The sequence below is a fragment of the Paraburkholderia sp. FW306-2-2C-D06C genome, assembly GCF_058781505.1.
On sequence record NZ_JBYSWU010000067.1, the window covers coordinates 20,663 to 44,708 of the forward strand.

Consider the following 24,046-nt stretch of genomic DNA (forward strand, 5'->3'; position numbering starts at 1 on the left):
TTTCGCGGATTGTCTCGCATGTTCCGCGCGGCGTCCGTGCGCCGTCTGTGCGCCAATGCCCATTCCGTCGGAATGTACCTTACTTCCGTGGCTCTCCCTAGCCTGCCGGAGCAGGGAAATGATGTGCGGGTCGTCGTGCGGGTCGTCGTGCGGGTCGTCGTGCATATCGTCGCGCGTATCGTCGGACGAATTCGGGCATGCGAATTGCTGACCAGCCGCCGTCACTGACCGGAGGTGACACTCTCATCGGTGGTGAGCTGCACCTGCAAACCTTCAAACACCCGCTGCGTCGCCCGGCTCGGCGCTTCAAGCGCGAACAGCAACAACGAACGTCCTGTCACCTGGTAAGCATCACCAGCACGGAACTCCGGCAACTCCGCCCGCACGGGCATGTTGGTGTCGAGCAGACAGGTCCACTGCTCGCCCTCCGGAATATCAGGCAGCGTGAAGTTGACCACGTCGTGATGCGCGTTCAGCACCAACAGCAAAGTGGCATCGGACGCAGGCCGGCGAATGCCGGACGCCTGCGCGCGCCCGTCGATCACCAGGCCAAAGCAGCGCATCGACGGATCGTCCCATTGTTCAGGAGAAAGATCGCTGCCGTCAGGCGACAGCCAGCGCGCGTCGGTCACATCCAGCGCTTCGTTGTACTCGCCGGCGAGAAAGCGCCCGCGCCGCAACACCGGCAAACGATGACGCAGCGTGGTCAGATTCTTGACGAACTCGATCAATGCGCGGCCGTCGTCGTCGATACGCTCCCAATCGACCCAGCTGATCTCGTTGTCCTGGCAATACGCGTTGTTGTTGCCGTTCTGCGTGCGGCCGAATTCGTCGCCGGCGAGCATCATCGGCGTGCCTTGCGAGAGCAGCAGCGTGGCCAGCAGGTTGCGTTTCTGGCGCTCGCGTTGCTGGCGGATCTCGGGGTCATCCGTTGGACCTTCAACGCCGAAGTTCCACGTCTTGTTGTCCGAATGGCCATCTTTGTTGTCTTCGCCGTTGGCCTCGTTGTGCTTGTCGTTGTACGAGACCAGATCGTTGAGCGTGAAGCCGTCGTGCGCGGCGATGAAATTGACGCTGGCCCACGGACGGCGGCCGCGATGATTGAACTTGTCGCCCGAACCGGTCAGGCGTTTGGCGAGATCGCCGACCGCGCCTTCGTCGCCCTTCCAGTATCCGCGCACGGTGTCGCGAAAGCGGTCGTTCCATTCGGCCCAGCCCGGCGGAAAGCCGCCCACCTGATAGCCGCCGGGGCCGCAGTCCCACGGTTCCGCGACCAGCCGCACGCTCGAGAGCACCGGGTCTTGCCGGCAGCTGTCGAGAAAGCCTCCGCCTTCGTCGAAACCGTGCGGCTCGCGGCCGAGAATCGTCGCGAGGTCGAAACGGAAGCCGTCGACTTTCATCTCCGTCACCCAGTAGCGCAAGCTGTCGGTGACCATTTGCAGCACGCGTGGATGCGACAGGTTCAGCGTGTTGCCGGTGCCCGTGTCGTTGATGTAATAGCGCGGCTCGTCGGGCATCAGCCGGTAGTACGACGCGTTGTCGATGCCTTTGAAGGAGATGGTCGGGCCGCGCTCGTTGCCTTCGGCGGTGTGGTTGTAGACCACGTCGAGAATCACTTCGAGGTTGGCGTTATGAAAGCTGTCCACCATTCCCTTGAATTCGCCGACTGAATCGATCGACGACGCAAAGAAACGCGGATCGGCCGCGAAGAAGCCGATCGTGTTGTAGCCCCAGTAGTTCGTGAGCCCCTTTTCTAGCAGATGGCTGTCGTTGACGAAGGTCTGAACCGGCAGCAATTCGACCGACGTGACGCCGAGGCTTTTGATGTAGTCGACCACGACTTGCTGCCCGAGCCCCGCGAACGTGCCGCGCAGATTTTCCGGCACGCCGGGATGACGCTTCGTCAACCCGCGCACATGGGTCTCGTAGAAGATCACGCGCTCCCACGGCAACGCATTGCGCTCCGGATGAGTCCACGAGAAATTCGCATCGACCACCTTGCACTTCGGCACGAAGGGGGCGCTGTCGCGCTCGTCGAATGACAGATCGCCTTGTTCCGAATCGAGCGTATAGCCGAAGATTTCCGGCGCCCACTGGAGATCGCCGATATGGGCTTTGGCATAGGGGTCCAGCAGCAGCTTGTTCGGGTTGAAGCGATGGCCATTTTCGGGTTCGTAGGGACCATGCACGCGATAGCCGTAAACCGCGCCCGGTTTCAGATTGGGCACGAACACATGCCAGACCTCGTCCGTGTACTCCGGCAGCTCGATGCGTTCTATTTCCGTCAGCCCCGTTTCATCGAACAGACAGAGTTCTACCTTGGTTGCATGCGCAGTAAACAGTGCGAAATTGACACCGCTTCCGTTCCACGTCGCACCAAGCGGAAAGGATGTGCCTTCCGAAATGCGCGTCGAGTAATTGATCTGGGATGACATAGTGGTTCCTGTGGAGTCCGCCGACATCAGCCCACGCGTACTTTTCGCGGCGCGGGCTCGCGTTCAAGGATGACGCATTTTTTCAAACCCCGATGCAGCTTTACGGCGGCCCCGCCACACGCAACGCAGCGGCCGATTCAAGCACGCGCAACAGACGCTCCGGTGTCAGCGGCTTGGCGCAGTGCGCATCAAAACCCACTGCTTTGGCGCGAGCCCGATCCTCACGCGATGCAAACGCGGTGCAGGCCACCAGCAACATATGCGCGGTCAATGGATTGGCCCTGAGGCGGCGTGCCAGTTCGAAGCCGTCGAGGCCCGGCATCTTGATGTCCAGCACGACTGCAAACGGCTGCCATTCGCAGGCCATTTCACAAACGGCCAGAGGATCGTCAAGTGCGCGGCACTCGAAGCCGTCCGCGTTCAGCAGCATCTGCAACGCTTCGGCGGCTTCACGATAATCGTCCACCACCAGGACGCGCCGGTGCGAGGCCATTGCATATCGAATCGGCCGCCAGACTACGACGTCGTCGTTCTCGTCCATTCCGTCGTTGGGCGTCACCATCCTCTCCTTGTGCCGCTAGCGGGCACCTTCGAAATACGCGCGCAAGATTCGCTCCCGCCGCGCAGTCAAGGTCGACGATTCTTCTGGCGTTTGTTTCAGTTCCGGCCGACACGCTGCTGGGCGGTGCTTTTCTTTTCAACCATAGCTTACAGTGCGCCATGCTGCTCGCTGGATTGCGGGCGCCGATCCATCAACGTATGCACTGGATCTCGCGGCGGGTCATGGAACGCACGTCCGTCGTGCACGTCGCCCTTGGGGTGTGCAGCGCAGAAGGGTTCTTGACCCGATCTGCAGGGAACTGACCCAGCTGCTGGAAACAACACTCGGCAAAGGCAGCAGCGCCACCACTTCGCTGCCGGTTCGCCATCCCCGCCCGTTAGGTCAGGTGCCGGTGAAAGAACAGCCAGCCAACATCCTCAAGGTGTGGCCCGAGCGCGCGCCGATCGAGTGCCTGCGCCCTGATGACTTTAACCCGCGCATCCGGCAACTGGCTGCGCAGCACTGCCAGCATCGCGGGGCGTCGCGGAACCGGAGTAGCAGCAAGTGAAGACCCGCGATAACGCTGAACGGTTGATCGACTATCTGCGTCAGCACCCGCAGCCAACAACCGTTGCGGAACTCGCTGCCGCAGGCGTGATGAATTCGCGCGATGCATCCGATGCGGTGCAGTACGGCGTTCGGCATGGCGTCATCGAACGCATCCGGCGGCCTGGTGCCAGACCCAACGAACGGGTCCAGTACCGGATGACTGGCCGACCGGTACCAGCTACTTCCCAAGGCACCGCCGGCCCGTTATTCGATGCGCTGCTCACGGCATGGGGCATCGCGCGCGTGCCGCCGCGCTTACCCGAGCATGCGCCAGCCAGGGTGGTTGTGTTCGACTAAGCACGACACGAGTGTTAGTGCGCTCATGCGCCGCTGATAGCAAAGTGGACGACCATGACGGGCCGCCGGCCGGCGACAACTGATTGCCGTGCGACAATGCCCGCCTCTCAGGTTCTGGCGCGGCCCTCGGAATAAGCCAGAATCCTTCAGCCGACCGCTTACCCGGTCGGTTTTTTTTCGTCCCGTGCGCGTCTATCGCACCACCGCAGACGCGGCGGCAATTTCCTTTCAAAAATGTTTCATGCAGGATCGAAATCCCTGACAACTCTTGTCTTTTTCAAGATGGATTGTCAGCTAAAGTCCTAAGGGGATATTCCGCAGACGATAACCAGGGGGCGTTCTTGAGTCCAAAAACCGCTGAAATCGATGTGTCCGGGCGAGCAAACCGCGCCGTACACCGCCACTACCATCTCGACGTGCCGCAGGCCCGCAGTTCCGCCCTGGCCGACGTGTTCGCCTTCGACGGTGAGCGGGCCATCGGTGCGCCGACGAAGTACGTGATCAGCTTCACCCATCCGCAGCCCGACCTGTCCCGCACCGAGTACCTGAACAAGCCCGCGACGTTCGAGATCCAGCCGCCTTTCGATCCGGCCAGGATGCGCGAGCCGGAACCCCCGCGACGGGTCCAGGGCGTGATTACCGGTTTTGCCCAGCTTGCCAGCAACCGCGACCAGACGACCTATGAGGTCGTGCTGGAATCGCGCCTCGCGCTGCTGCGCAACGCACCGAAATGCCGGTTCTTTCTCGAAAAGAGCTTTCCGGACATCATTGGGCAGATCCTGCGCGAGCACGGCTTTGACCGGATTCACGGCAGCTTCGACTTCAACCTTTACAGCACCTATGGCAAGCGCGCCTTCGTGATGCAGTGGGAAGAAGATGACCTGACCTTCATCACGCGCCTGTGCCGCCGCTCGGGAATCTGGTTCGTCTGCGAGGAGGGCGAGCATTGCGAGGCAGTGCGCTTTGGTGACGACTTCACACACTATCGCCGTCACCCGAACCTGAGCGTGCCTTACCGCGAACGCAGCGGCCTGGAGACTAGCGGCGCGGAGTCGGTCTGGAGATGCGCGCGAAAACCGTGCCGGCGCGTTACATGGTGCGCTCGTACAACCCCCAGCATGCGCCCGAGCCGATCGACGCGACCAACGTGATTCATGATGACCGCACCACGTATGGCGAAACCTATACCTGGGGCACGCCGTATCTCACTGCCGACGAGGCGCAGCGCGAAGCGCTCCTGCGACGCGAGGCGGCGCTGGCCGCACAGATCGAGTATCGCGGCACCTGCGACATGCTGGATCTCACGCCTGTCAGCGTGCTCAAGCTTTCGAACCGCGTACTGCCCGAGGCCTCACACGGACTGCTGGCCGTGTCGGTGAAGTGCAGCGCCTCGCGCAGCAAGCCGTATCGGGTTGAATTCACCGCGATCCCTTCGGACCGGCTTTACCGCCTGCCGCTGCTTGAACATACGTGGCCGAGAATTCACGGCACGATTACCGGGCGGATCGCTTCGCCCGGTGACTATCCCCAGCCCTACGTCGACGAACACGGCAACTATATAGTCAACCTTCATCTGGATCGCGACAGCCGCACACCGGGTCTGGATAGCTGTCCGATGCGGCTTGCCAAACCCTTCGCCGGCGCAAACCAGAGTGGCCTGCATTTCGGCCTGGTGGACCGCACTGAGGTCACGGTGGGCTTCCATCACGGCAATCCCGACCTTCCCTACATCAGTCAGGTACTCCACAACGCGCGCGAGCCGGACCCGATCGTCAGCGGCAGACGATGGAACAGCCGCAGCACGATTCACACGCGCTCGAACAACACGATCGAGTTCGAGGACTTCCCGCGCGAAGAACACATCAAGGTTGCCACCGAGCAGGGCAAGTCGCAGCTCAATCTCGGCCATACGGTGGACCGCAACCTCAAGTTGAGGGGCAATGGTTTCGAGCTGCGCACGGACCTGAAAGGTGCGGTGCGCGCCGGCGGCGGTGTGCTGGTGTCGGCGGACATGCAGTCGCGCGCGACCGGTGAGCAGACGGACATGAGCGCCGCGCTCGAACAGATGCGCGCGACGCAGGCCGCTGCGCAGGAGCTGGCCGATGTGGCGCGCGCGGCCCAGGCGGAGGTCGCCAACGTGAAGGCTGAAAACCAGTGGCTCAAGGACGAACTGGCGGGCCTTAAGCAGGCCGTTATCGCCCTGTCCGCGCCGCACGGCATCGGTCTGTCGACGCCCGATCGTGTACTGGTGTCGGCCAGTAAGGATGTGAGCGTGGCGACCTCGTCGGGCTTCAATGTCAGCGCCCTGAAAAACGTGGTCGTAGCCGCTAGCGATGTGCTGTCCCTGTTCGCCCACCGGCTCGGCATTAAGCTGTTCGCGGCACGCGGCAAGGTGCAGATTCAGGCGCAGAGCGATGAGATCAACATCGCTTCGGAAAAAGACACCACCATCACCAGCTCAAACGGGCGTGTCGTCATCGAGGCGAAGACGGAACTGCTGTTCAAGTGCGGCGGCTCGTATTTCCGCATGACCAGTACCGGCATCGAGGATGCGACACCGGGCGATCGCAAGTGGAAGGCCGCCGCCTACGCCCGCCAGGGACCGGCCAGCATGCCGGCCGCGCTTCCCGTGTTGCCCAAGCCTGCCGACACGGAATGCGCATTGCGTGCCGGCCGCTCTGGCGTGCCGTTCGCGCGTTTCTAGCACCTCGCCGCTACACGGACAGTACCCCCATGTCACTTGAAAGAACCGACCCGCTACTGGAGCGTTTCCGTAGCCAGTACGCCACCCTGAAGGTGGCGCATCCGCAGGTGCGGCTGTATGCCCTGATCGATTTCGCCACCATGTCAGGCAACTGGCAACGCCATCTGTTGGCCGATCTGAAGGCCGTGCCGCGTTTTGCGCTGTACAGCGATACCGGGCTTGATGACCTGTCGGAAACCGGCCCGTTCCTGATCGCCTGCCCGGAGCCGGAAGGCGTCGAAACCCGAGCCCTGTACAACGCGCTTAACGGTCTGACCCGAAGCGATCACCGGTTCGTGTCGTGGTTGTGGACGACACACGATATCGAACCGCTCATCGGCCATCTGCAAACGCTGCTGCATGCGCGGCTGGGTCCCGATGACGGGGATGCGTGGTTCTTCTTCCATCAGCCGGCCTACCTGCCCGTCCTGCACCGTGAGCTGCCCGAGCCGTCACGTCGCTACATGTTCGGGCCGTGCCTTGCATGGTGGTGTCTCGATCCGCGCGGCGAGCTGGTCGAGCTGGCCGGCGAAAACCTGCCGCTGCCCGCCGCATGGGACGCGTTCCCCGTGCCCGAAGAAGTGGTCAACGCCCTCCATCGTGCCGGCGCACCGGCCCAGGTGCGCGCCTGGCTGCAAAAAGCCATGCCGGCCCTGCTCGATCAAAATAGCGCCAATGCGCAGCTCCAGCAGCTCACGCCGCTTGCCGAACAAGCCTTTGCGTATGGCATCACCGGCAAGACCGATCTCGGCGTGTATGCCGCCCACGGCCTGCAATACGGCCCGCAGTACGACGATCATCCCGCCCTGCAAGGGGTGCTCACGCAGTTTCGCGCTGCTGACGCAGCGCTGATCGACGCCTATGCCGCGCTGGGTAGTGGCGTGTGGAAAGAGGTGCGGGAAACCGCCCGGCAGCGAGCCGCCGAAGCCGCCGCGCAGGCGCATCAGGACAAGTTGCGCAAATACGGCTATGCCAAGGTGCGCACACGGATCATCAACCGCACGGAGCACCGCAGGCAAAAGGTCCGGCTGATTGTGGAGCGCGGCAACATCATTTCTGAGTCGGCATTGGCCGACGAATTGCCGGGCGGGGTGTATTCGGATGCAGAGCTTGACGTACCGGCCGTGAACATCCCAATACCCGGCACCCAGGCCGTGATGAAGTGGATCAGCCCGGCCGGATGGGAAAGCTCGGACGATGAGGTCGTCGTAACGGGGGAACTGCCCCGCGCTGAAGGCGAGGGCTTGGCGATCGTGCAGTTCGCCCGCAACTTCCGCGTCTATGTGCACATGTATGCCGAGGAGCCGAAGCCGGCGCGGCAATGGTAATAACACACGATAAATGTCAGTCATCCGAATGAAAAAGATCACGATATTACTGGTGTCGATCGCGTTACTGGTTAGCGCGTGTGCGGCATCTTCTATGAGGTCAGGTGAAGCCAACGTCACCGTTATGGGGACCAACTATACGAACGACTACATCCGTTTTACGTTGATGTCTCCATCGGGGAAAAACCTTGGCACTGGAGGAAGCGTTGAACCGTTTTCAAAAGGTGGCACAGGCGGTGGGGTTTGCTGTGCGATGGTGCCCGGTGTCGGTCAGACTGTCCGAGTGGAGTTGAGAGTCGGCGGATTCAACGATGCAGCCGACCAGTACAAAACCTACAACCGGGATGTGGTCGTAAAAGGAGCTACGCCGACAGACTCCGATCATCATGGTTATCTAATTGTCCGGTTCTTCCCGAATCATGAGGTCGAGGCGGAACTGATTCCATCGGCCGACTTTGAACCCAAGAATCCCCGCGTTGACAAGCTGTTTTCAGGTCAGCGCGTAATGCGCCAGATGGGAGAATAACGATGCAGGACTGGATCACCGATAACCACAAACGGCTCACGATATTGCTGGTATCGATCGCGTTACTAGTTAGCGCGTGCGCGACGGTACAGCCTCGCGGTTATGTATTGGCAACGGCCTGGAGCGCCAACTACACGGAAGACTACATCTACGAATTCAACATTCAAACGGCAGCCGGCCAGGACACGGGACTTGAAGGCCTTCAGGTTAGTGAGTTCTCGAAAGGAGGAAAGGGAAAGCGAGAGTGCTGTTCGCTGATTCCTGGTGTGGGCCAGACGATCCGCATCGTCTGGAAAATCGGTGGACACAACGACGACGAGGCACAGTGGAAAACCTACAGTCGGGATGTGGTCGTGACGGGGACCATGCCGAAGCCGGAATACAAGCTTCAGAGTTATCTGATTGTCCGGTTCTTTCCGAATCATGAGGTCGAGGCGGAATTGCTAGCTGGCGACGGTGATGTTGGCCCCGAAAATCCCCGCGTGGACAAGCTGTTTTTTGTTGGGCCGCTCGTGATGCGCCACATAGGAGAATGACGATGCAGGACTGGATTACCGATAACCACAAACGGCTCACGATATTGCTGGTATCGATCGCGTTGATGGTTAGCGCGTGTGCGGCATCTTCAATAGAGCAAGGCAAAACAGACGCCGCCGTTATGGGCGTCAACTATACGAACGACTACATCGACTTTACGTTGATGTCGCCATCGGGAGAGAACCTCGGCATCGGAGGGGAGGCAAAACCGTTTTCGGAAGGTGGTACAGGGGGCACTGCTTGTTGTGCGCGGCTTCCTGGTGTCGGCCAAACCGTCCACGTGGACTTGAGGGTTGGTGGATTCAACGATGCGGCCGACCAGTACAAAACCTACAGCCAGGATGTAGTCGTAAAAGGAGCTACGTCGACGGACTCCGCTCGCCATAGTTATCTAATTGTCCGGTTCTTCCCGAACCATGAGGTTGAAGCGGAATTCGTTCCTGGAGACGATCCACGCGGTATGCGAAATCCAAGAGTCGATCAGCTTTTATTGGGTCAGCGCGTGATGCGCCACAAAGGAGAATGACGATGCAGGACTGGATTACCGATGGCCACGATACGTTCCATCAGGCGCTCAAGACCGCCACGCAGTTGCATGCCGAGGAGTTCATGACCTGCACGACCTGCGAGCAGCAGCCGTGGTTCAGCTTCTTTTTCGACGGAACGGGAAATAACCGCGATCTGGACAAGCCGAAGCAGAAGATGTCGAACGTCGCCCGGCTCTACGAGGGACACGACGAAGAACGACCACTGATCTGGAAGCTCTACTACCCCGGCGTCGGTACACCACTGGACGCGAGCGACGCAAGCTGGTGGGAAAAGATCCGCGATAGCGAGGCGCTGGGCAGTGGAGCCGGACTCGGTTCCGATGTACGGCTAGCCAAGGCAGAAGACGATTTTCGTTTTTTTCTGACGTCCAATCATAAGGTCAGCCGGATCGACGTTGCGGTGTTCGGTTTTTCACGCGGCGCAGCGCTCGCGCGTGCGTTCGTGAACCGGCTGCTGAAGAAGTGCGAGATGAAGGACGGCGTGCCCTGCTGGCCGTGTCCCACGGCGCTCGATGGCCAGTCCGCGCCGCTGCACTTCCGGTTTCTGGGCATCTTCGACACGGTGGAGTCGGTCGGGTTGCCTGCGCATAACCTGAACAGCAGCATGCTGATGAATATCCCCGATCAGGTCGAACGGTGCTTTCATATTGCGGCCGGCCACGAGCTGCGCGCCTGCTTTCCGCTGACGCCGGTGCGCAACGGCAGCGCCTCCTGCGAACAGCTCGTGTGGCCGGGCGTGCATTCCGATATCGGCGGCGGTTATCGTCCCGGCGAGCAGGGTCGCTCTGACCAGCTTGCGCGTATCGCGCTGAACCGCATGCGCCTGGAGGGCGCGATGAGCGGTGTGCCGTTCACCGCGCCGTCGCTCGCCGCCAAGGACGTGCATGCGCTGTTCGAGTACGACGAGGAGGTCAAGGCGCTGGCCGACGAGTACAGAGGGGTGGTGGGCACCGGCGGCACGCTGGAGGCGCAGGTTTTCGCGCACATGCGCCTTTATTATGGGTGGCTGAAGGTGACCTTCGGACAGAAGCCGTGTGACCTCTACAAGGGCGTGTGTTCGACCGACCCGGAAGTGAATGCGCAACTGCAACGCATCCAGCAGTTCCATGACCGCCTGAAGATCGACGCGGACACGATGAACTGGCGCAAGTACCTAACGGACCTGTGGAAGACCGACCGCAGCGAATACGATCGCACCATTTCAACCGCCGGCGGCCGTAGCGGGATGAACAGGCTGCTGTCGGACGAGGAGGCCGCCTACTGGGAGGCCTGGCTGAATCCCCCCACGCTGTCGCCGGAGCTGGTGCGCTTCTTCGACCAGTATGTGCACGACTCGCGCGCCGGGTTCCTGCGCATCGACAGCAGTGGCTACTTCAGGCCACGCCAGCTCATCGAGCCATCCGGCACCCCGAAGACCGTCGCGCAGCCCGTGGCCGCGCCGCAACTGGCGTTGTCCTGATCATGCAGCCGTCTGACACTTACCCGGACCGGGATGGCTTTACGCTCTCGCCATTCTTCGCGGAACTGCCCGCCTATGTCATGACGTTTCACGACGAGGCGGGCGACCTGCGCGTCGTGACGGAAAAAGTCGAGCTGGGGCGCGCGATGACCTGCTACCTCTCGCCCGTTGACGCGTTGATCGAAGTGCTGCAATTGAACCAGATGCTCGGGACGCAGTACGGGGTCATGCCGGCGCAGCTGGTCCCTGCGGAGCGGTGGCGCGATGCTGACGGCCGGGGGCTGATCGCCAATGTCCACCTGGGCTGGCCGGTCCAGAATGGCCGGCTGCTGCTGCGTCCCGCCGGCGCGCTCGGGGGCTACGGCAGGATGATGCATCACTGGGCGCATGAACCGCTGCGCTTCGAATTCGATGAGGTCGTGCTGGCCGAGGTGACCCGCCTGCACGAATGGGCGGGCCTGTTCGCCTGGCGCGAAACGCTGGAGGTGGTGCGGGCATGGAAGCCGGACCGGGTTGCCCGCGTGGTCGCGCAGGCGCTGGCTTCAATCGGGGTGGCGAGGGGCGACGTGACGCAGTGCGCGCAGGTCGCGCTGTTTGACCCGGAGTCCGGCCAGTGGCACTTTGTGCCGCGCTGGCCCACCGACGTGATAGCAGGGGAATCAGCTTGAAAGCTCGTTACGATATTCGCCACGGTGATAGCACGACGGCCGACGGGCGGGTCATCGCCACGTCGCCCGGTGACACGCTGGACGGTCTTGCGGTTGCGTATGAAGGCGACGCGGTGTGGTGTCCGAAATGCCAGACGAGCGGGAAAATCGTCTGCGTGGGCGAGCGCCTGCCCGACCGTGGACCGGGTGGGCGTCAGTCGGCGCTCAGTGGTGACTGGTGTCTGTGCAAGTGCCGGCCATGCCCGCTGCTGATTCCGTCGCAATACCGCTGCGGTACGCGCGCCTGAGCGCATGGGTTGGGATCAGGCCTTTACCGCCCGAAAATAACGTCTAACTATCTGAATCAAAAAGACTCCCAACAAATCTGGGGTTCCGGCTTACACCCCCTGATCGGCGAATTCGCGCCGCAAGTGGTGATTCTCGATATCGGCTTGCCGCTTCTGAACGGCTATGAAGTAGCGCGGCGCGTTCGCAGCGATCATCGCGGCGCCGGCATTCTGCTGATCGCCGTCACCGGCTGGGGTCAACAGCAGGACAAGCAGACCGCCGAGGCGGCCGGCTTCGACCATCATTTCACCAAGCCCGTCGATCCACGCGAATTGCAGCGCGTGTTGAACCGGCAGCGCGTGTTGAGCCGGCAGCGCGTTTAACCGTCGCCGCGCAAAGCCGCTGCAACCCGCGCGATCTGCTGTTTCGCCGCTTCATACACATGCTCGGGCGTGAAGCCGAATTTCTTCTTCAGATCGCTCAACGGCGCGGACGCACCGAAAGTATGCATCGCCACCTGCGCGCCCAGGCGCCCGACGTAGCGATCCCAGCCGAGCGTGGCAGCCTGTTCGACGGCCACTCGCGCGTCGATGTCCGGCGGCAGCACCGAGTCCCGATACGCGTCGTCCTGACGCTCGAAGATATCCCACGACGGCATCGACACCACGCGCGCCGCAATCCCCTCGCTCCCGAGCTTCTCGTAGACGTCGACGCATATCGACACTTCACTGCCTGTGGCCAGCAATAGCACCTGCGGCTTCTGCCCGTCAGGCGCATCGGCCAGCACGTAAGCGCCCTTCTGTACGCCCTTGGCCGACGCATAGCGGCTGCGGTCGAAAGTCGGCAGCGGCTGGCGCGACAGGACGATGCACGACGGCCGCCGCGGCTGCGACAGCGCCACGCGCCACGCTTGTGCCACTTCGTTCGCGTCGCCTGGACGCAGCAGCGTCAAGCCGGGCACGCCGCGCAGCGACGCCAGTTGCTCGATCGGCTGATGAGTCGGACCGTCTTCGCCGACACCGATCGAATCGTGCGTGAACACGAAGATGGCCGGAACTTCCATGATCGCGGAGAGGCGGATCGGCGGCTTCATGTAGTCGCTGAAAATCAGGAAGGTCGAGCCGAACGGCCGCAGATTCGACAACGCGAGGCCGTTCACCACCGCGCCCATCGCATGTTCGCGAATCCCGAAGTGCAGATTGCGGCCGCCATAGTTGTCGTGCTCGAAGCTGCCCGCGCCTTCGAATTTCAGGTTGGTCTTGGTGGACGGCGCCAGATCGGCCGCCCCGCCGATCATCCACGGCACGCGTGCGGCAATCGCGTTGAGCACCTTACCCGACGAATCGCGCGAGGCGATGCCCTTCGGGTCGGCATCGAAAGCCGGAATGTCGCTGTCCCAACCCGCCGGCAATTCGTGCGCTTCCATCTGCGCGAATTCGCGCGACAGCTCCGGGTACTTCTGCGCGTACGCCTCGTACTTCGCTTGCCATGCCTCGCGTGCCGCCTCGCCGCGCGCGCCGATGCCTTGCTCGAAACGTTCGTGCACGCCGTCCGGCACGTAGAAGAACCTGTCTTCCGGCCAGCCGTACGCGCGCTTGGCGAGCGCCACTTCCTCCACGCCGAGCGGTTCGCCATGCGCGGACGCCGTGTCCTGCTTATGCGGCGCGCCCCAGCCGATGATGCTGTTGACCACGATCAGCGTCGGCTTGCCGGTGACGCTCTTCGCTTCGACAAGCGCGGCTTCGAGCGCCGCGGTGTCGTTCGCGTCCCGTACGTGCAGCGTGTGCCAGTTGTAGCCGCGAAAGCGGCTTTCCACATCGTCGCTGTACGCGAGGTCTGTGTGGCCTTCGATCGTCACGCGGTTGCTGTCGTAAATCCAGATCAGGTTCGAGAGCTGCAAATGGCCGGCGAGCGACGCCGCTTCGTGCGAAATGCCTTCCATCATGTCGCCGTCGCCGCATAGCGCGTAGACACGGTAATCGAACAGCGGCGCATCGGTTCGATTGAAATGGGTCTCATACCAGCGCGCCGCCATGGCCATGCCGACACTGTTGCCGAGCCCCTGGCCGAGCGGCCCGGTGGTGGTTTCCACGCCGGTCGTCAAGCGGTACTCGGGGTGGCCCGGCGTGTTGCTGCCGATCTGGCGAAAATGCCGGATATCGTCGAGCGAGACAGCGGGCTTACCGGTCGGCTTGCCCTCGTCGTCCACCGCCTTCACGTTGGCCAGATGCAGAAGCGAATACAGCAGCATCGACGCATGCCCGACCGACAGCACGAAGCGGTCGCGGTTCGGCCACAACGGTTCGTCCGGGTCATAACGCAGATGGTGTTGCCACAGATGATAGGCAACCGGCGCCAGTGCCATCGGCGTGCCTGGGTGGCCGGAATTCGCCTTTTGCACGGCGTCCATCGACAGCGTGCGAATCGTGTTGATGCACAACTGATCGAGGGCGGGATCGTTTTGCATGGGGACACTCCTTGTTCGGCGGTTGAGAACATCGCCGGGACGCGCTGCATCGGCATGCCCGGCGAACCGTGCTCGTCAGGAAGAACTCGTCAGGAAGAACTCATCAGGAACCGCTGCCAACCTCGCCGATGATGCGCCGATGCGCGCAAATCTGCACGGCGCGTTACAGACAGGCACGTGCAAGCGCCATGCCGGGCCGCCAGTCAGGGGCTGAACTTTCAGACGGCTTGCGGCCCTGACGGGACGCAAAGCCGGAAGGGATCAACCGCAGGCAATGCACGTATTCGCCGCGATCAAGCCGCGCGCAGCCAGTGTTCGGCAAGCGGGCCGTGGGCGCCGTCGATCGGGTCCGTGGGGGAGACTGGCGATGCGGCGGTCGGAACGAAAAAGGCGGGCCGGGATGCCCGGGCGCGCCTTGTGGTCCTGCTATACGTCGTAAAGAACGACGTGCCGCTCATTACACGCTTAGCGCAGTTTCGCGACGTCCTTATCGCTCACACGTGTCGCCGCCGGATTGCCGAACTGCGTCGTCACGTAGTTCGTGAGCGCGGCGATCTGCGCATCGCTCAGTTGCGTGGCGAACGCCGGCATGCCGACGTCGTTGCCCGGGGTTTTGCGCTGCACGCCGTGCAGGATCACCTGCACCAGATTGTCCGGATTGGACGCACCCACCGTCGAGTTACGCAGCAGCGACGGATAGTAGCCATCGGGCGTGCCCTTGCCTTGCGCCTGGTGGCACGTCGCACAGTTGCCGAGATACAGCCGCGCCGGATCGAGCGTGCCGTCGTTCATCGCCACGCCGCGCAAACGCGCAACATCCGTCGAAGGACGGCCCCACGAGCTGCGTGACTGCGAGCTGCCGTCGCTCACCGCGGGCACCGTGCGAACGTAGGTGGCGATCGCATCGATATCCGCGCCGGTCATCTTCGAGAAGCTATGCTCGACCGCTTCGCCCATTGGGCCAGCCGCTTGCGCGAGGCCCGGCACGCTGCCGGTTTGCAGGTACTGCACCAGTTGCGCATGGGTCCAGCCGCCGATCCCGCCATGGGTCGCCGACGTGATGTTGTAGCCGTCCCAACCCGCCAGCACCGAACCGCTGAGGAAGCCGCTGCCGGTTTCGTCGAGCGCCTTCTCCTGTATCGCGAAGCCGCGCGGCGTATGGCAGGTGCTGCAATGTGCGAGGCCTTGCACGAGATACGCGCCGCGGTTCCATGCGGCGCTCTGGTTCGGCCTGGCTTCGTACGGGCCGCTCTTCAGGAACACCCAGTTCCATACTGTCAGCGGCCAGCGCATGTTGAGCGGCCACGGAATGGCGCTTGCGCGCGTGGCCTGCTTCACCGGCGCGACGCCGTATCGGAAGTAAGCGTAGAGCGCCTTCACGTCGTCATCGCTGACTTTCGCGTAGGACACGTACGGCATCGCCGGATACAGGTTATGACCGTCCTTCGACACGCCCTTGCGCACCGCGCGATCGAAATCGGCGAGCGTCCAGTTGCCAATGCCGGTTTGCAGATCCGGCGTGATGTTGCTCGAATAGATCGTGCCGAGCATCGGCACTTTCAGCGGCAGGCCGCCGGCGTACGGCTTGCCCCTGGCGGTGCTATGGCAGGCCATGCAATCGCCTGCCGTCGCGAGGTATTCACCGCGCTTGATCAACGCGGTGTCGTTGCTGCTGACGCCCGCATCGGCTTGCGCCAGAGCAGGCACCGTCAGCGCGCTGGCCAGCAGCCAGAAAAAAGTCTTTTTCAGCACGTTCAAACTTCCTTCTTCAACTGGTCTGCCATGCGAAGTGCAAGTGCGGCAATGGTCAGCGTGACGTTGACGGTGCCGACGGTCGGCATCGTCGCGCTGCTGGAAATGAACAGGTTCGGGTGATCGAAGGTGCGGCAATGCTTGTCGACCACCGAATCGCGCGGGTCGCTGCCCATGATGGTCGCGCCCGTGATGTGGTTGTTCGGCGCGAACTCGTCCTGATACTCGATCTCCGTGCCGCCCAGCACCTTCGCTGCGTTTGCGTAGACCTCTTTCGTATGGACTGCGCCGCGCTTCACGTAATCGTCGATCGCGTAGGTAATCTCCGGGCGCGGAATGCCGATCGCATCGACTTCCGTCTTGCTCGGTACGATGCGGTTTTGCGGCTGCGGCAGGATTTCGTGGAAGCAGTCGAACTCGACGAAGCGCGCCGAGCGGTCGCGAATCTGCGCATCCAGCTCAGCGGGCTTGATCAGCTTGCCTTGCTTGAAAATTTTCTGGGTTTCCTGATCGACGCGCGACAGGTTCGACAGGTGGATCTTCTTGGCCGCTTCGGTCGAACGGAACGCACCGTCGCGAAAGCCGATCAGCGAGGTCATTTCCTGCGGGCCGCGGCCCGGCCACAGCTTTTCGTCCGCGTAGAAGGTGACGCCGGTGCCCGGGTGATCCATCAGGTTGCGGCCCACCATGTCGGAGCTGTTGCCCACGCCGTTCGGGAAGTCGTGGCTGGTGGACATCAGCATGATCTTCGGCGTTTCGATGCCGTTCGCGGCGAGCACGAAGTACTTGCCTTCCACGCGATGCTCGTTGCCTTGCGGGTCCTTATACAACGCTGCGGTGATGCGTTTTTGCGGACCGACTTCGAGCTTGTGGACCACGGCGTTGTCGATCAGCTTCGCGCCGGCCTGCTCGGCCTTTTCGACGTGCACGATGCCGTTGTACATCGCGCCGATCGGGCAGATCGGCATGCAGTTGTTGTTGCCGCAGCAGGTCGGCCGGCCGTCGTAGGGACGGCTGTTGCGCGCCACCGGCTCGGTCACGACGTGATAGCGCGAGTCGAAGCCGTTCAGCTTGCTCTTGATGGTCTGCTCGTTGTACGACAGCGGCAGCGGCGCCATCGGGTACGGCTGGCTGCGCGGCGAACCGAGCTCTTCGTCAGTCGGGCCCCACACGCCGAGTTCTTCTTCGGCGCGCTGATAGTACGGCTCGAGTTCGTCGTATTGCATCGGCCAGTCGCGGCCCACGCCGTACACCGTCTTCATCTTGAAGTCGTTCGGCATGAAGCGCCACGCGGACGCCGCCCAGTGCCACGTCGTGCCGCCCACTGCCCGGATGTACTGCGAGTTGAATTTGTGCTCGCCCTTCAGGATCAGATAGTTGTTGGGCGGGCCGTATTCCGGATGCGGCGCCCATGCGCTCGACGGATACGGCGCTGAGTTATCCGACTTGTCGAACTGATTGCGAAAGCGCTCGACGATCTCCCAGCGCGGCATGCGCGGCCCTGCTTCGAGCAGGATCACTGACTTGCCCGCGAGCGCCATTTGATGCGCGACGATCGCGCCCGCGACGCCCGACCCGATGACGACGATATCGGCTTGTTGTGTGTCGGCCATTGCTTAAACTTGCCTTTCGATGGGTTTTGCCGCCCAGAAACCGGGCTTGTTGGGGCAGTACGAGCGGATGATCAGCGTGTCGGAGACCACGCCGAACATCAGCGCCTGTTCATAGGTCACGACGACGTTGTCGACCGTGCCGAGATACCAGGCTTCCATGATCTTCAGCGCGAGCGCCTGTTGCGCGGCATCGGCGGAACCGGCCGCCAACGCGCCGGCCAGCTTCGGCAATTGCTGCGCGAGATCGGGTGTGGACTTGCGCAACGCGGCCAGAAGGCGCGTGCCGACATCGCGATCAAGACCGGACCTGGCCGTCAGCGATTGCGACAAAGTCATGAAGGCATCGAGCGGCACGGCCGTTGTGTCGTCGGCCAGCGCTTTGAGCGTGAGCGAGCCGGTGAGACCGGCCGCCGTCAACGCGAGCGCGCCCTGGAGCCAGCGGCGGCGCGTCATGCCCGACGCTTCACCGCTCGCGGAGTGCGCCCCGAAGGAAGTCCCCTGGGGGGGCGCCTCGTGAGTGTCTTGTGGAGTCAATTGTTGTTTATCCCTTGTGATGCGTTCAATGCGTTCAATGCGTTCAATACGTACTGCGAGGCTATCCGTGTTGCCGAAGGTGTTGCCGGATCTCTTTCTGAAACCGCTTCAAAACTGATGCAGCATGCCGACGTAAGCGCCGGTTTGCGACTCGCCCGCGAGCGGACTCGTGTTGCTGGACGCATCACGCGGCGACGCTTCCAGCGAGAAACTCGCGTTGCCGCTGTTGCGCACGTAAGCGACCGTGCCATACAGGAAGGTGCGCTTTGACAGGTTGTAGGTGGTGCCGAGCACGTACATCATCGCGTGGCCGGACGGATCATGTGACGCATCGCCGGCGCCGTCGCCGACCTTGACGTAATAGCCGCCGCCCGTCACCGCCCAGCGCGGCTGGAAGTTATAGGTGGCGCCGAGCCAATAGTGATCCGCACTGTCGGCCACGCCGGCCGGCGAATCCGGCGCCGCGTAATGCGTATAGGCGCCCTGAATCTTCACCGCGTCGAAGTGCAGGTTCGCACCGACAAAATACTCGCGCGAACTCTGGAAGATATTGCTGAACCGGCCGTTGCTGTCGCGCAGTTCGTCATAGATGCCGCGCACGTCGAAAAGCGGCGAGTGATACGTGAGCATGATGCCGTCCGAGCGGCCGAATTCGCCGGCCGCACCGCTGTTGAACGCGCCCGGCTGATTGCCGAACGCGTACTGCGCCTGCACGTCGAAGCCCCAGAACACCGGGCTGTGGTACTCGACGTTGTTATTGGTCTGCTGCCAGTTGCGCCCGCGCACCAGCGAAGCCGATGAAAACGCCTGCTGCACGAACGGATCGAATTCCCACACGCCGTCGCTGTCGATGAACAGATTGCGCCCGGCCTGCAGCGTGCCCCACTCCTTGCTGGACAGACCCGCGAACGCGCGCCGCGACCAGAGCCGCCCGCCGCTGGTGGTGCCGTTCATCACCTGCAATCCGGTTTCGAGGTTGAAGATCGCATTCAATCCGCCGCCGAGGTCTTCCGTACCTTTGAGGCCAAGCATGCTGGTGCCCCAATCGCCGCCTTCCGCGCTCCAGCGGCTCGAACTGCCGCCCGCGCCATTGCTGACGTGATTCAGGTATTCAACGCCGCCGTCGAGGCGGCCATATAACGTCACGCTGGTTTGACCGTAAGCCAGCGGGCTTGCCACCGCTAAGGCAGCCATTAATTTCGTACGTAGTCTCATTGTTTGCCGTGAATTTTTTCTGTCGCGATGTTGGGCAAAGCGGATCGCGAATGAAACAAAACTACTCGACGCAGCGTGCCGCGATTTTCTGCTGCGCGGCCGCGAATCTTGACGCAAGGGCCGCAACGGACCCGGCTGCGGGCGTCTGGACGGTATTCGCAATGACCTGTTACGCATACCGCCCTACGTCGGGGAAGCGGGATTTTACCCAATTGCAAATGATGGTGTTGTGAAACTACACGCTTCGCGTGTCGAACTATAGGTGATAGACGCTTGATAGCCTATTCCGCTTGACGCAATAAACTTTTGCTGACAGTGCGCTCGACATTGGAGATCAGACGCCGATTCGGCAGATCGAAAGGCACCCACGATAAGATAGGCGGCGAATTGCCATCCGCCAAATCAAAACTCGCTATTTGCCGTGATTCGCTACTCCAATATTCGCCATTTGCCATGAACGCGCCTGAATTGACCGAAGACGAAAACCTTGGCCTCTATCAACGCGCGACCGAACACGGCGCGGAATGGTGGCGCGTCAGCATCGCGGACCGCCCGGAAAACTACCGGCTCGAGCACGGCGTCGATGACGGCAACGGCGCTGCGGCGGTCGATATCGATCTGGTGGTCGACGCGGAGAATCTGCGCGCGAAGCTGAAGAAATGGCGCCGCGAAGGCTTTGCAATCGACGCGGGCGACGCCGCGAGCGAGCAGACCCCGCTCGAACGCGTGGCCTTCATGCCGGAGCTTGAACGGGTGGCCGCGCTGGCGTCGGCGGCCAGACATCGGCACGCGGAGCACGCGCCAGAAACCGTGCGCATCGGCCGTACCGACGTGCCATGCGGCGGCGGCAACCCGCTCGTGCCGCGCGTCAATCCCGCGTATCTGTTTTCCGGGCGCGTCAACGACATCGTCGAAGATATCGTCGAGAACCGGCGCGTGATGCTGATCGGCCATACCGGCGCCGGCAAGACGAGCCTGATCGAACAGGTCGCGGCGCGCTCGCGTCACGGCGTGTTGCGCTCGAACATGAATGGCCAGACCACGGTCGGCGATTTCGTCGGTTTCTGGACCGTCAAGGGCGGCGAAACGATCTGGGTGGACGGCGTGCTGCCCACGGCGATGCGCGAGGGGCTCTGGCTGATCGTCGACGAAATCGATTTCGCCGAGCCGTCGATTCTCGCGGCGCTCACCGCCGTGCTCGAACCGCATGGGCGCCTCGTGCTGAAGGAGAAAGGCAACGAGATCGTCGCGCCGCATCCGGCCTTCCGGTTGTTCGCCACCGCGAATGCGGTCGGCGCGATGAGCCAGTTCCGGCATCTCTACCAGGGCGCGAATCTGATGAACGAGGCGTTTCTCGATCGCTGGCGCGTCTATCTGCTCGACTATTTGACGCCGGCCGAAGAAGCCGATGTGCTGATGCGCACGCTCGCGCCACATATGACGCGCGCGCTCGCCGACACGCTCGCGGCAATCGCCGCCGACTGCCGCGCGGCATTCGCCCGCGAGGATCTGTCGAGCGCGTTCTCGACCCGCCGGCTGCTCGACTGGGCCGAACTGATGCTGCGCACCGGCGACCCCGAACGCGCCGCTGGACCGGCGATCTACGCGAAGATCAGCCCGGAAGACGCGGCGCTGATTCGCGGCATCGTGCGCCATCACATTGCGCCGGCCGCCTGACGGTGAGCGTGATGCACGCAGCGCGCGACACGCGGGGCTTCGCCTTCGAATCGACGCTCGGCAAAGTGGCGCGCGTGCTCACCGGGCAATACGGCGTGACGGTCGCGTTCAGTCCGGATGGGCCGCGTGTCGAACCCGGCCGCATCGTGATTCCCGACTATGAGCTGAGCGGCGGCGTCGAGCGCGACGTGTTGATCGGTTATCTGGATCTGCTGGTGGCGCGCGCCAAGCATTCGTCGCTCGTGCAACTCGCGGCGTTGCCGTCCGGCGTCGCGGCAAAGCTGGCGCAGGTGATCGAAGACCGCCGCGTGTGCGCGCAACTGCTCGACGAATATCCTGGTGCGCGCTGGTTCATCGGCAAGCTGCGCGCGCACGCCGCGCAACAGGCGCGGCAGCATTGGCCGAAGCTGCACTGGCGCGACCGGCTGGTCTGGCTGGTGGAGCGCGCGCTGTGGGACGAAACGCCGGGCTCGACCGAGGCGAGCCATTCGCTGATGGCCGCGCTGCATGCCGCGCAAGATTTGCTCGAACAGGCGCGTGCGAGCGGCTCGACTGCGCACAGCATCGCGGCGGCGCAAGACTTCGTGGCACGTGTGCGGGCGCTGTCGGCGGGCGACGTCAACAGCATGATGTTCAGCGCGGATCCGCTCGAAGACATCGACACGGAAACTGCCGCGACCTCGTCCGAACCGTTCAGCGACGCCGCCGCCCTGCCCGATCAGGACAACACCACCGCACCGCCTGCCGATCAGAGCGGCGGCGCGCAGGCTGAAAACGCAATCGGCATGGGGCAATCGTTAGCCGACGCGCAGCAGCCGTCGGCACGCTGCGCAGGCGAAGCAGGCACGGCGGCAGACTCCGTACGCGCACTGCTGTCGATCCCGCTCGCCACCGAATTCGACGAAATCACCGATCTCACCGGCCAGGGCGACGGTGCAACGTGGCGCGCACTACGCACCAAGGCCCGCGAGGAAACCGCGCCGCTCAAGGAGAAACTCGAGCGCGCATTGAGCGCCGACGAACGCACGCGTTGGCGTCGCGAACAGGAGCGCGGCGAAATCGACCGCACGTCGCTCGCCAAACTGGCGACGTCACCGGGTTACCGCACGCCGTTTCGCACGCAGCGGGCGGCCAAGGGACGCAATGTGGCCGTGAGCCTGCTGATCGACCGCAGCGGTTCGATGGCCGGGCGCAAGATCGAACTCGCGCGGCTCTGCGCGTCCGCGCTGTGCGATGCGCTCACGCAGTTGTCGTTCGATTGCGAAGTGCTCGGCTATTGCTCGCTCGAATCGGCGCCGATGAAGCAGTTGTATGAGCGGCAAGTGTCGGCGGGCGTGGATTTGCGGCGCTATAACCGCTTCGTCGAGCGGCTCGATCTGAAAGTCTATAAACGCTTCGGCGCGACCGATCCGAGCGGTATCGCGGAAATCGACTGCGGCCATGAGAATCCCGACGGCGAGGCGCTGGCCTGGGCGGCCGCCCGGCTCGCCGATCATCCGGCCGGACGGCGCATCCTGATCGTGTTCTCCGACGGCTATCCGTCGACCGGCGACGGTAATCCGCACGTATTGCGCAGCGATCTGCGCGAACGCGTCGCGGCGATCGGCAAGCGCGGCATCGAACTGGTGGGCATCGGCGTGCTGACCGATGCCGTCGAGGATTTCTATCCGCACAACGTGGTGGTGAGCCGCCTCGCCGACTTGCCGGCAACAGTGTTCTCGGTGTTGAGCGCGATGCTGCTGACGCGCTGACCCGCTACGCCAGCCGCAGGGCGGGCACGCTCGACGGACCTGACGCGGCCTGGGCGTGGCGCTGCGCTCTATTTGACCACGGGCTGCATCTGCGCAATCGGAATCAGGAATTCGGAGAAGCCGGTCAGCATGATCTGCACGCCGATGCACAGCAGCAAAAACGACGATACCCGCATTGCGACCTTGGTCCCTTCCACGCCGAGATACCTGGCGAAGATCACCGCGCGGCTGTAGATCAGGTAGACGACGACGGCCACGACGATCGAGATCACCACCGACGCGATACTCGACACCACGAAGTCGGACAGCTTGTGCGTGCGGTTCGCGGTCAGCGCGATGGCGGTGGCGATCGAGCCGGGCCCGGTGGTCAGCGGAACGGTCAGCGGGAAGAACGCCTTTGACATCGCGTTATCCGCATCCACACGCTTGACGGGTTGCTCGGTGGGTTGCGTATCGGGCGCGTTGAGCATCTGCCAGCCCCCCACCGCCACCGCGAGGCCGCCGCCGATGCGCAGCGCCTGTATCGAAATACCGAAGAAATGCAAGATCGGCGTACCGACGAAAAACGCCACCAGCAGCACGCACAGCACGTTGATGGCGATTTTCCTGGCGAGTGCGGTGCGCTCCTCCGTGGTCAATGAGGCAGTCCGGTCAAGGAAAACGAAAGCAATGCCGATGGGGTTGATGATGCTGATCAGCCCGGTAAAGCCAAACAGAATGTCCGGGATCAGACTTTCGACCATACGCGATCCATATCGGGCAGCGGCTCGGGCGGACTCACCGCGCACCGTGCGCCGTGCTGTGTTGACGGGGCTGGACGCGCTGTGCGCCGTCCAGGTTCGATTGCTCGGGTGGCGTGACCGGATGATATCGTGGCGCGGCACGCGATTCGCAATAAAGCGTGCCGACGAGCGTGCCGACCCCGCGTGCGACTGACATTGCATCGCAGCAACCTCGCTGCCGAAAGATGCTCGCACAACTTTCGGAAAGCCTACACTTTTTTGAGGCTCTTTTGAAAACGGAGTGGGTAACGGGGCTCATCGGGCATGCTCATTAAAGCGTGAGAAGTCGAGTTTTCC

General features: G+C 62.7%; 23 protein-coding genes. 14 read left to right on the forward strand and 9 right to left on the reverse strand.

The window, feature by feature from the left end:
• Nucleotides 1-221 precede the first annotated feature (221 nt).
• Both glgX and AC3WLT_RS33255 read right to left on the reverse strand, forming a co-directional pair.
• Nucleotides 222-2,435, reverse strand: coding sequence for a glycogen debranching protein GlgX (gene glgX, locus AC3WLT_RS33250; protein WP_492595857.1), 2,214 nt, complete (start codon nucleotides 2,433-2,435; stop codon nucleotides 222-224).
• 100 nt (nucleotides 2,436-2,535) lie between these two features.
• Nucleotides 2,536-2,997, reverse strand: a complete 462-nt coding sequence (locus AC3WLT_RS33255; protein ID WP_492595858.1) for a response regulator — start codon at nucleotides 2,995-2,997, stop codon at nucleotides 2,536-2,538.
• A gap of 259 nt (nucleotides 2,998-3,256) precedes the next feature.
• On the opposite strand from AC3WLT_RS33255, the gene AC3WLT_RS33260 reads away from it, so the two are divergent.
• From AC3WLT_RS33260 to AC3WLT_RS33315, 12 genes are all read left to right on the forward strand, one after another.
• Nucleotides 3,257-3,544, forward strand: coding sequence for a hypothetical protein (locus AC3WLT_RS33260; protein ID WP_492595859.1), 288 nt, complete (start codon nucleotides 3,257-3,259; stop codon nucleotides 3,542-3,544).
• Complete coding sequence (locus tag AC3WLT_RS33265; protein WP_492595860.1) at nucleotides 3,541-3,882, forward strand: hypothetical protein; 342 nt, start codon at nucleotides 3,541-3,543, stop codon at nucleotides 3,880-3,882. The genes AC3WLT_RS33260 and AC3WLT_RS33265 overlap by 4 nt, the downstream gene beginning before the upstream one ends.
• 341 nt (nucleotides 3,883-4,223) lie before the next feature.
• On the forward strand, nucleotides 4,224-5,033 hold the full coding sequence (locus tag AC3WLT_RS33270) for a contractile injection system protein, VgrG/Pvc8 family (RefSeq protein WP_492595861.1): 810 nt from the start codon (nucleotides 4,224-4,226) through the stop codon (nucleotides 5,031-5,033).
• The gene (locus AC3WLT_RS33275; protein ID WP_492595862.1) at nucleotides 4,946-6,586 is read left to right on the forward strand and encodes a DUF2345 domain-containing protein; all 1,641 of its coding nucleotides are present in this window, start codon (nucleotides 4,946-4,948) and stop codon (nucleotides 6,584-6,586) included. The genes AC3WLT_RS33270 and AC3WLT_RS33275 overlap by 88 nt, the downstream gene beginning before the upstream one ends.
• Nucleotides 6,538-7,953, forward strand: coding sequence for a DUF4123 domain-containing protein (locus tag AC3WLT_RS33280; protein WP_492595863.1), 1,416 nt, complete (start codon nucleotides 6,538-6,540; stop codon nucleotides 7,951-7,953). The genes AC3WLT_RS33275 and AC3WLT_RS33280 overlap by 49 nt, the downstream gene beginning before the upstream one ends.
• A gap of 28 nt (nucleotides 7,954-7,981) precedes the next feature.
• A complete protein-coding gene (locus AC3WLT_RS33285) occupies nucleotides 7,982-8,479 on the forward strand; it encodes a DUF3304 domain-containing protein (protein ID WP_492595864.1) in 498 nt (165 codons plus the stop codon).
• A 2-nt stretch (nucleotides 8,480-8,481) separates the two neighbouring features.
• The gene (locus AC3WLT_RS33290) at nucleotides 8,482-9,015 is read left to right on the forward strand and encodes a DUF3304 domain-containing protein (protein WP_492595865.1); all 534 of its coding nucleotides are present in this window, start codon (nucleotides 8,482-8,484) and stop codon (nucleotides 9,013-9,015) included.
• Between the two features lie 2 nt (nucleotides 9,016-9,017).
• On the forward strand, nucleotides 9,018-9,542 hold the full coding sequence (locus AC3WLT_RS33295; protein ID WP_492595866.1) for a DUF3304 domain-containing protein: 525 nt from the start codon (nucleotides 9,018-9,020) through the stop codon (nucleotides 9,540-9,542).
• A 2-nt stretch (nucleotides 9,543-9,544) separates the two neighbouring features.
• Nucleotides 9,545-11,023, forward strand: coding sequence for a T6SS phospholipase effector Tle1-like catalytic domain-containing protein (locus AC3WLT_RS33300; protein ID WP_492595867.1), 1,479 nt, complete (start codon nucleotides 9,545-9,547; stop codon nucleotides 11,021-11,023).
• A 2-nt stretch (nucleotides 11,024-11,025) separates the two neighbouring features.
• On the forward strand, nucleotides 11,026-11,691 hold the full coding sequence (locus tag AC3WLT_RS33305; protein WP_492595868.1) for a hypothetical protein: 666 nt from the start codon (nucleotides 11,026-11,028) through the stop codon (nucleotides 11,689-11,691).
• Complete coding sequence (locus AC3WLT_RS33310) at nucleotides 11,688-11,978, forward strand: PAAR domain-containing protein (RefSeq protein WP_492595869.1); 291 nt, start codon at nucleotides 11,688-11,690, stop codon at nucleotides 11,976-11,978. Before AC3WLT_RS33305 ends, AC3WLT_RS33310 begins: the two co-directional genes overlap by 4 nt.
• A 9-nt stretch (nucleotides 11,979-11,987) precedes the next feature.
• On the forward strand, nucleotides 11,988-12,341 hold the full coding sequence (locus AC3WLT_RS33315; RefSeq protein ID WP_492595870.1) for a response regulator: 354 nt from the start codon (nucleotides 11,988-11,990) through the stop codon (nucleotides 12,339-12,341).
• Here AC3WLT_RS33315 and tkt read toward each other — a convergent pair.
• From tkt to AC3WLT_RS33345, 6 genes are all read right to left on the reverse strand, one after another.
• On the reverse strand, nucleotides 12,338-14,425 hold the full coding sequence (gene tkt, locus AC3WLT_RS33320) for a transketolase (RefSeq protein WP_492595871.1): 2,088 nt from the start codon (nucleotides 14,423-14,425) through the stop codon (nucleotides 12,338-12,340). The two genes, AC3WLT_RS33315 and tkt, sit on opposite strands and share 4 nt — an antisense overlap.
• A gap of 465 nt (nucleotides 14,426-14,890) precedes the next feature.
• Nucleotides 14,891-16,177 carry a c-type cytochrome gene (locus tag AC3WLT_RS33325; RefSeq protein ID WP_492595872.1) on the reverse strand — a complete coding sequence of 429 codons (1,287 nt, stop codon included), beginning with the start codon at nucleotides 16,175-16,177 and terminating at the stop codon, nucleotides 14,891-14,893.
• 2 nt (nucleotides 16,178-16,179) lie between these two features.
• Nucleotides 16,180-17,790, reverse strand: a complete 1,611-nt coding sequence (locus AC3WLT_RS33330) for a GMC family oxidoreductase (protein ID WP_492595873.1) — start codon at nucleotides 17,788-17,790, stop codon at nucleotides 16,180-16,182.
• Between the two features lie 3 nt (nucleotides 17,791-17,793).
• Nucleotides 17,794-18,243 (reverse strand): sugar dehydrogenase complex small subunit, encoded by a 450-nt coding sequence (locus AC3WLT_RS33335; RefSeq protein WP_492595879.1) that lies wholly within the window; start codon nucleotides 18,241-18,243, stop codon nucleotides 17,794-17,796.
• Nucleotides 18,244-18,432: 189 nt separating this feature from the next.
• Nucleotides 18,433-19,539: a porin gene (locus tag AC3WLT_RS33340; protein WP_492595874.1), complete on the reverse strand. Its 1,107-nt coding sequence runs from the start codon at nucleotides 19,537-19,539 to the stop codon at nucleotides 18,433-18,435.
• 281 nt (nucleotides 19,540-19,820) lie between these two features.
• A complete protein-coding gene (locus AC3WLT_RS33345; protein ID WP_492595875.1) occupies nucleotides 19,821-19,994 on the reverse strand; it encodes a hypothetical protein in 174 nt (57 codons plus the stop codon).
• Between AC3WLT_RS33345 and AC3WLT_RS33350 the strand changes: the two genes are divergently transcribed.
• Together AC3WLT_RS33350 and AC3WLT_RS33355 are read left to right on the forward strand one after the other, a co-directional pair.
• Nucleotides 19,993-21,216, forward strand: coding sequence for an AAA family ATPase (locus AC3WLT_RS33350; protein ID WP_492595876.1), 1,224 nt, complete (start codon nucleotides 19,993-19,995; stop codon nucleotides 21,214-21,216). The genes AC3WLT_RS33345 and AC3WLT_RS33350 overlap by 2 nt on opposite strands.
• Before the next feature lie 11 nt (nucleotides 21,217-21,227).
• Complete coding sequence (locus tag AC3WLT_RS33355) at nucleotides 21,228-22,967, forward strand: cobaltochelatase CobT-related protein (protein WP_492595877.1); 1,740 nt, start codon at nucleotides 21,228-21,230, stop codon at nucleotides 22,965-22,967.
• Between the two features lie 68 nt (nucleotides 22,968-23,035).
• On the opposite strand, the gene AC3WLT_RS33360 is transcribed toward AC3WLT_RS33355, so the two are convergent.
• Nucleotides 23,036-23,710, reverse strand: coding sequence for a MarC family protein (locus AC3WLT_RS33360; protein WP_492595878.1), 675 nt, complete (start codon nucleotides 23,708-23,710; stop codon nucleotides 23,036-23,038).
• Nucleotides 23,711-24,046: the final 336 nt, after the last annotated feature.